The 7,063-nt window shown below is 37.4% G+C and carries 8 protein-coding genes and 1 riboswitch; of the genes, 7 read left to right on the top strand and 1 reads right to left on the bottom strand.

The features are described 5' to 3' along the window. Nucleotides 1-304 (top strand): IS3 family transposase (locus BMY57_RS08595; protein WP_143063805.1); only part of this gene is annotated, 304 nt, incomplete at its 5' end. A 50-nt stretch (nucleotides 305-354) separates the two neighbouring features. On the opposite strand, the gene BMY57_RS08590 is transcribed toward BMY57_RS08595, so the two are convergent. After that, nucleotides 355-1,836 (bottom strand): potassium/proton antiporter, encoded by a 1,482-nt coding sequence (locus tag BMY57_RS08590; RefSeq protein ID WP_091773607.1) that lies wholly within the window; start codon nucleotides 1,834-1,836, stop codon nucleotides 355-357. Between the two features lie 490 nt (nucleotides 1,837-2,326). Between BMY57_RS08590 and BMY57_RS08585 the strand changes: the two genes are divergently transcribed. From BMY57_RS08585 to thiE, 6 genes are all read left to right on the top strand, one after another. Next, on the top strand, nucleotides 2,327-3,301 hold the full coding sequence (locus tag BMY57_RS08585; RefSeq protein WP_091773606.1) for an ABC transporter ATP-binding protein: 975 nt from the start codon (nucleotides 2,327-2,329) through the stop codon (nucleotides 3,299-3,301). After that, the gene (locus tag BMY57_RS08580; RefSeq protein WP_091773605.1) at nucleotides 3,276-4,052 is read left to right on the top strand and encodes an ABC transporter permease; all 777 of its coding nucleotides are present in this window, start codon (nucleotides 3,276-3,278) and stop codon (nucleotides 4,050-4,052) included. The genes BMY57_RS08585 and BMY57_RS08580 overlap by 26 nt, the downstream gene beginning before the upstream one ends. A 57-nt stretch (nucleotides 4,053-4,109) precedes the next feature. Next, nucleotides 4,110-4,222: riboswitch (TPP riboswitch) on the top strand. Between the two features lie 85 nt (nucleotides 4,223-4,307). Beyond that, nucleotides 4,308-4,796 carry an energy coupling factor transporter S component ThiW gene (thiW, locus tag BMY57_RS08575; RefSeq protein WP_246247319.1) on the top strand — a complete coding sequence of 163 codons (489 nt, stop codon included), beginning with the start codon at nucleotides 4,308-4,310 and terminating at the stop codon, nucleotides 4,794-4,796. A 12-nt stretch (nucleotides 4,797-4,808) separates the two neighbouring features. Then, nucleotides 4,809-5,624 (top strand): bifunctional hydroxymethylpyrimidine kinase/phosphomethylpyrimidine kinase, encoded by an 816-nt coding sequence (gene thiD / locus BMY57_RS08570; protein WP_091773604.1) that lies wholly within the window; start codon nucleotides 4,809-4,811, stop codon nucleotides 5,622-5,624. After that, nucleotides 5,605-6,432: a hydroxyethylthiazole kinase gene (gene thiM / locus BMY57_RS08565; RefSeq protein WP_091773603.1), complete on the top strand. Its 828-nt coding sequence runs from the start codon at nucleotides 5,605-5,607 to the stop codon at nucleotides 6,430-6,432. Before thiD ends, thiM begins: the two co-directional genes overlap by 20 nt. Next, nucleotides 6,380-6,994 carry a thiamine phosphate synthase gene (gene thiE / locus BMY57_RS08560; RefSeq protein ID WP_091773602.1) on the top strand — a complete coding sequence of 205 codons (615 nt, stop codon included), beginning with the start codon at nucleotides 6,380-6,382 and terminating at the stop codon, nucleotides 6,992-6,994. The genes thiM and thiE overlap by 53 nt, the downstream gene beginning before the upstream one ends. The last annotated feature ends 69 nt before the right edge of the window (nucleotides 6,995-7,063 follow it).

Raw genomic sequence — 7,063 nt, 5'->3', positions numbered from 1 at the left:
ACTTGAGAGTTACTTTCATTCTGATCAAGGGTTTCATTATACACATCCAGAATTTCAAAAAGAAATTAATGAGCAAGGTTTTACACAATCCATGTCCCGAAAGGGAAACTGTTGGGACAACGCACCGATGGAATCCTTCTTTGGCCATTTGAAAGATGAAGTAGATATAAAGAGTTGTCATACCATCGAAGAATTGAATTCATTAATCAATGAATATGTGTTAAATTACAACATATCAAGATATCAATGGACACTAAAAAAGATGACCCCGAATCAATATCGAGATCATCTTTTAGCTGCCTAGTTTTTTTAAAACTGTCCACTTTTAAGGGTACAGTTCAAAGGTTCCTTGGGCTATTTATTATTCTTTTTTTCATTTAACATCTTTCTTAAATCTTCTTTGTATTTTCTAGAAACTAATATATAAAGGAAATCGCCTGGCTTAATTTCTGTATCTCCATAAGGCGTAATTAAGCGATCACCACGAACAATGGCGCTGATGGTAGCTCTTGTCGGAAATTCTATGTCTTTTAGCTTTTTTCCGACAACCGCATTGTCATTGTTAGCTTGAAATTGGACCATTTCTGCATTAGCTTTCGCAATTGAAATTAATTCAATCGAATGGTGAGGAGTATCTTTTACAGGTCCCATTAACCCTAATTTTTTGGCGACCGTATTAATAGATGAACCTTGAACTAGTGCTGATGTTAAAACAACGAAGAAAATAATATTAAAGTACAGAACCGCATTTTCAATTCCGGCTACGATAGGGAATGTAGCAAGTACGATTGGAACGGCACCACGTAAACCAGCCCAAGATAAGAAAATTTTCTCCTTCATCGTGTATTTCATTTTTATTAATGATAGAAACACAGCTACAGGACGAGCGACAAAAATCAACACAAATGAAATGATAAGGCCCTGTGTTATAACGTTAATTTGAAATACATGTCCAGGAAAAGCTAATAACCCTAATATGACAAACATGAGGATTTGGGCCATCCAAGCAAATCCTTCATTAAACTGAGAAATTGAATAACGATACGTTAATTCCGAGTTTCCGATGACTAATGCGGAAACATAAACAGCTAAGAATCCGCTTGCATCTATCCCAGATGCTATACTATAAGTGATAAACCCGAAAGAAAGAGTAAAAATAGGGTATAAACCAGATGATTCCAAGTTAATGCGATTAATCGAAAAAGATGCCAATTTTCCAATACCAAGACCTAATAATAATCCAATGCCCATTTGCCAGAAGAAGGATGGTATCATAATCCAAAGGCTTGTATTAGGCTGAGAAAGAAGCTCAATAAAAATGAGTGTTAAAAAGACCGCCATCGGATCATTCGTACCCGATTCAGCTTCAAGAGTTGCCCCCATCTTAGCCTTAATATTTCGTTCTTTTAAAGCCGCAAAAACCGCCGCTGCATCTGTTGAACCCACAATCGCACCGAATAGCAACCCTTCATACCAACTCACATCTAATATGTAGTGAACGGCAAACCCGGTGATGAGGGAAGTTAACAAGACCCCGACTGTCGCAAGCGATATAGAAGGCAGCGCAACTGCGCGAACTGTTTTCCATTTTGTTTGAAGACCACCTTCAAATAATATGATGATTAAGGCAAGTATACCGGCCATTTGAGCAAGCTCAGCATTATCAAAATATACAAAACCTAATCCATCGCTTCCGATTAGCATACCAACAAGGATAAAAAGGACGAGGGAAGGAAGTCCAATACGGCTAGAGAACTTCGCGGCAAACACACCACTTATTAATAGAAAAGCAATCAAAAAGACTATTCCATCATTGTCAAAAGAACCTATCTGCATAGCAGTTCCCCTTCATTAAAATCTCTTTATAATAATTTTATCATAAAAGAATCTATTTTTCTCTTATGAAGCTCTTCGCTACATTATGTTTCCTCATTATTCTACAACTAAACTCATATAGCTTTTATATATATGATATAAATATAAAGTTAATAAAATATCTGTAAAATAATGGAGGCCAGGATAAGATAACATGTCACGATATAGTAATCGCCATTTACTTTTCTACCAATAACAACTCATCCCAAGGCCTTCTTGATACTATAGTATATTCAGAGGTGAGTTACGGTAAAACCATTGGAGATCGTTTCTAATTAAGTATTTTAAACTTTTGTAAAGCGTATGTTAGACTCTTTTCGGTAGAGGCTAAGTAGTGATATTTTACTTGATGAAATCCTACCAGAGACGGAGAGATTAAACGAACTCTGGACGGTATATTTTTCAGAATTTTTGATATATAATTGCAATTGATTGGAAAAGGGGGATGAGAGTGGAAAAGGTTATAGAAGTTAAGAATCTAGAAAAAAGTTATAAAAAGAAGAAGACGAAAGAATTGGTGAAAGCGGTAGATGGCGTAAGTTTTGACGTTTATCGAGGTGAAATTCTTGGTTTATTAGGACCAAATGGAGCAGGGAAAACAACAACGATTAAGTCTATTTGTGGTCTTTTAAAGCCAAATGGAGGAAGCGTACATATAAATGGTTTTGATTCGAATAAACAACGATTAAAGGCAGTTAACTATATTAGCGCTGTGTTAGAAGGGAACCGTAATATCTATTGGAGATTAACCGTGCGCGAAAACATGGAGTATTTTGCAGGGAATCGTGGAATCTCAAAAAAAGAAATTCAAGGAAAAATTGATGAGTTATTAAACTTTTTTAATTTGAAGCAGAAAGAAGATGAACTCGTCAGTAGTTTGTCACGTGGGATGCAGCAAAAACTTGCGATTGCAGTTGCGTTGCTTCCTGATACTGACGTAGTATTACTAGATGAACCAACACTTGGATTAGATGTTGAAACGAGTTATGAAGTTAGAAGCTTACTAAAACGAATTGTAGAAGAACATGGGAAGACCATTATTGTTAGCACACATGATATGCCAGTCGTGCAAGAGGTATGTGACCGAACCGTCATTATAAACGGTGGAAAAGTAGTAGCGGATGAGAAGGTAGAAGATTTGATTAAGTTATTTGAGACAAGAGCCTATTGCTTTACAATCGGAGATGAATTAACCAATCAACAAGTCACGGCAATTGAGAATCACTTTCCAATTGTTGAGATTAACGACAAACAAATCAATGTCACGTTAGAGAAGGAAGACGATCTTTATATCATTATGGATATTTTGAAAAGTGAACAAACTAATATCGAAAAAATCGATCGTACAACTGTCGATTTTGAACAAGTGTTTATGCAATTAGTGAGAGGGGGGGATCAACATGAAACAACTGTGGCATCTCATTAATGCAAATCTTCGTAAAGAATACATCGAATTAAAGCGATATTTTCCCAATACGATTACGATGATTCTCCAATTCTATTTCATTTTTTTAGCGATGTTATTAGGAATTCATGTGATTGGTGATCCCCAACAGGTTGAAACAAACGTTCAATATGTCATTGTGAATTATGTCATTTGGTTTTTTATGCTGACTATATTGCAGAGCTTAGGATTCGTCATCTTATTTGAAGCGCAGCGTGGAACATTAGAACAATTATTTATGACTCCGTTAGGTATGTGGCGAGTATTATTTGGGCGTATTATCTCTAATTTGTTGATATTCGGAATTTTAGTTACAGTGTTATTAGTCTTATCCATGTTGACAGCAGGCGAATGGTTGGTGTTTAGAATCGACGTTGTACTACCTGTGTTCCTTATAACAACCATTGGTGTGATAGGTGTAGGTTATATGCTTTCAGGGTTAGCCATTATTTTTAAGCAAATTCAATCCGTTCTCAATGTACTCCAATTTATTTTAATGGGGTTAGCCTTCGTCCCACTATCTGTAGCACCGTATTTAGTTTTCGCTCCATTTGTAAAGGGAATTGATATGATACGACTTGTGATGATCCATAGTTATACATGGAATGATTTTACAGCTTTAGATTATAGTGCGTTGATTTTAAATTCAATATTCTATCTTGTATTTGGAATCTTCATTTACCTAAAATCAGAAAGATTTGCAATGGAAAGAGGATTACTTAGTCAGTATTAAAATTGACGTGACAAACATTTATTATTTTGTTAAATTAAAATTATAAATAATTAAATACGTCACTACTAGGGGTGCCCAGTGAACGTGGGCTGAGAGGAAGCACGCATGCTTCTAACTCTTATGGACCTGATCTGGTTAATGCCAGCGGAGGGAAGTAGCACCATTATCATATCAATCCGTTAATAATCCGTTTGACTAACGTCAGGTCCATGTTGGCCTGGCGTTTTTTGTGTGATCAAAAAGGGGAGAGATAGAATGTCTACAAAAAAATTAACGATGATGTCAGTCCTTGTGGCGATAGGAGTGGTCGGTGCGCAGTATATTTGGTTTCCGGCAGGTGTAGCAAAAGCATACCCTGTTCAACATGCTATTAATGTCATGTCGGCTGTGATGCTTGGGACAGGGCCGGCTGTCATGGTCGCTTTTTTAATTGGTTTAATTCGAAACGCATTAGGTTTAGGAACGTTACTAGCATTTCCAGGAGGGATGATTGGGGCCTTTTTAGCCGGTTATTTATATTCAAAGGTTGATAAAAAATGGGCCGCAGCAACAGGTGAAGTCATTGGAACGGGTGTGATTGGTGCTTTCATCGCTTTCCCAGTATCTAATTTCTTACTTGGGACATCTGTCGGAGCTTGGTTCTTTATCCCGTCATTCTTAGTTAGTAGTGTCGCTGGTGCTGCTATCGGTTGGATTGTGGTTTCACGTTTAAGAGTATTTATTCGATCAACTATTCAGTCTTAGGAGGCTTATACTATGTCAAAACTTTCAAGTGCATTAACGATTGCTGGTACGGATCCATCAGGAGGAGCAGGAATACAAGCAGATTTAAAAACGTTTCAAGAGTTAAAGACGTATGGAATGTCGGTTATTACCTCAGTTGTTGCGCAAAACACAACGGGTGTACAAAATGTTCAACACTTGCCCGTTGAATTTATAGAAGAACAACTTCAATCGGTCGTAAGTGATATGCCGGTTCATGCATTTAAAACGGGTATGATTGCAACAAAAGATATGATGCAAGTCATTCGTAAACAAATGATTGAACAAAATCTGCCATATGTCATGGACCCGGTTATGGTTGCCACAAGTGGTGATGTTTTGATTGTGGAAGAGGCAAGAGGTTATCTAAGAGATCAATTGGTCCCTTTAGCGACCATTGTGACTCCAAATATACCTGAAGCAGAGTTTTTAACAGGTCTAGAAATCCAGAACTTTGATGATATGAAGAGAGCTGCAAAAGTCATCGTTCATGATCTAGGTGCTACCTCTGCATTAATAAAAGGTGGTCATTTAGAAGGAGACGCAACGGACTGGTTATATGACGGAAATGATTTTCATACATTTGCAGCTGATCGGATCGATACAACGAGTACGCATGGAACGGGGTGTACTTATTCGGCAGCGATTACCGCTTATTTAGGAAAAGGCTATGAGCTAGTTGAGGCAGTAGGTCTGGCTAAGAAATTTATCACAGCCGCTTTAAAGCATGCCTATCAAATCGGCCATGGAAATGGACCTACGAATCATTGGGGAATAAGGGAGGAGACAAATGAGGTCAAAAATTATTGAAGCTGTCCGGAAAGAACGACCACTCATTCATCATATTACGAATCAGGTTGTTATGAACTTCTCAGCAAATGGGTTATTGGCTTTTGGTGGTTCACCAATCATGGCTAAAGAGTCAAATGAAGTGGAAGAGATCGTTGATATTTCGAGTGGTTTATTGTTAAATATCGGAACAGCTCTTGAGTATGATATCGATGTCATGATCAAGGCTGGTCAAAAAGCAAATCTAAGAGGAATTCCAGTTGTTATAGATCCTGTTGGTGTTGGAGCAAGCACGTATAGAAGTGAACGAGTGAAGTTGTTACTTCAAAAAGTGAAACCAACTGTCATTAAAGGCAATGCTGGTGAATTAGCTCATTTAGCAGGAATTAAATGGGGGACAAAAGGAGTTGATTCAACTGGTTCTGGAAATATAGTTGAAGTCGCACAAAACGTTATGCAGCAATACCAATGTGCGGTCGTTTTAACTGGTGAGAAAGATGCCATTCAGACAACAAATGGAACAGTTATTAATGAATCTGGTCATAAAATATTAGAACAGATTACGGGAGCAGGGTGTTTGTTAGGATCTATTATGACAGCATGTATTGCAATCGAAGGAAATTTAGAAGAACAACTAGATGCTGCTGTATACTTTTATGGATTAGCAGCTGAGTACGCTTATCAAAAACCTGAAGTTAATGGACCAGGAACCTTTTTACCAAACTTCATAGATGCATTATCTTATGACTTAACCGTATTAGAAAGAGGGATTACAGATGAAAAGGGAGCTACTAAGGAAATACTTCATCATGGGCAGTCAGAATTGTGATCGAGATCCACGAGAGATTTTAATAGATGCTATTAAATCTGGAATTACCATTTTTCAATATCGAGAAAAAGGCGAAGGAGCGTTAGTTGGTGAGGAAAAAGTTAAACTAGGTCATGATTTAAGAGAGATCTGCCGCAGACATCAAATTCCATTTATCATAAATGATGACGTAGAATTGGCTGAAACACTTAATGTAGATGGGATTCATGTTGGTCAAGATGATGAATCCGTTGATCTAGTTAGAAAGCGTTACCCAGATAAAATGATTGGATTATCTATATCAAATGAATCTGAATTAGAATCAAGCCGACTTGAACTTATCGACTACATTGGGGCGGGGCCAGTTTTTGACACTGGTACAAAAGAGGATGCTAAGAAACCTGTTGGTGTCAAGTGGATTCAACACATCCGAGATCAATATCCTGATCTGCCTATTGTTGGAATCGGGGGAATTAATGACACAAATGCACAACAAGTTATACAGGCAGGAGCGGATGGAGTAGCCATCATATCAGCGATTACTCAATCACCGGATATATACGCTACTGTTCAACGGTTATAAGCTTTCTTTTAAAAAATACCTCTAGCCTTGTTTTAGTACTCTGTTATTTAATTATGAATATAAATATTT

Source organism: Piscibacillus halophilus (assembly GCF_900110685.1).
GTDB lineage: Bacteria > Bacillota > Bacilli > Bacillales > Alkalibacillaceae > Piscibacillus > Piscibacillus halophilus.
This window is presented reverse-complemented; position numbering and strand designations above follow the sequence as displayed.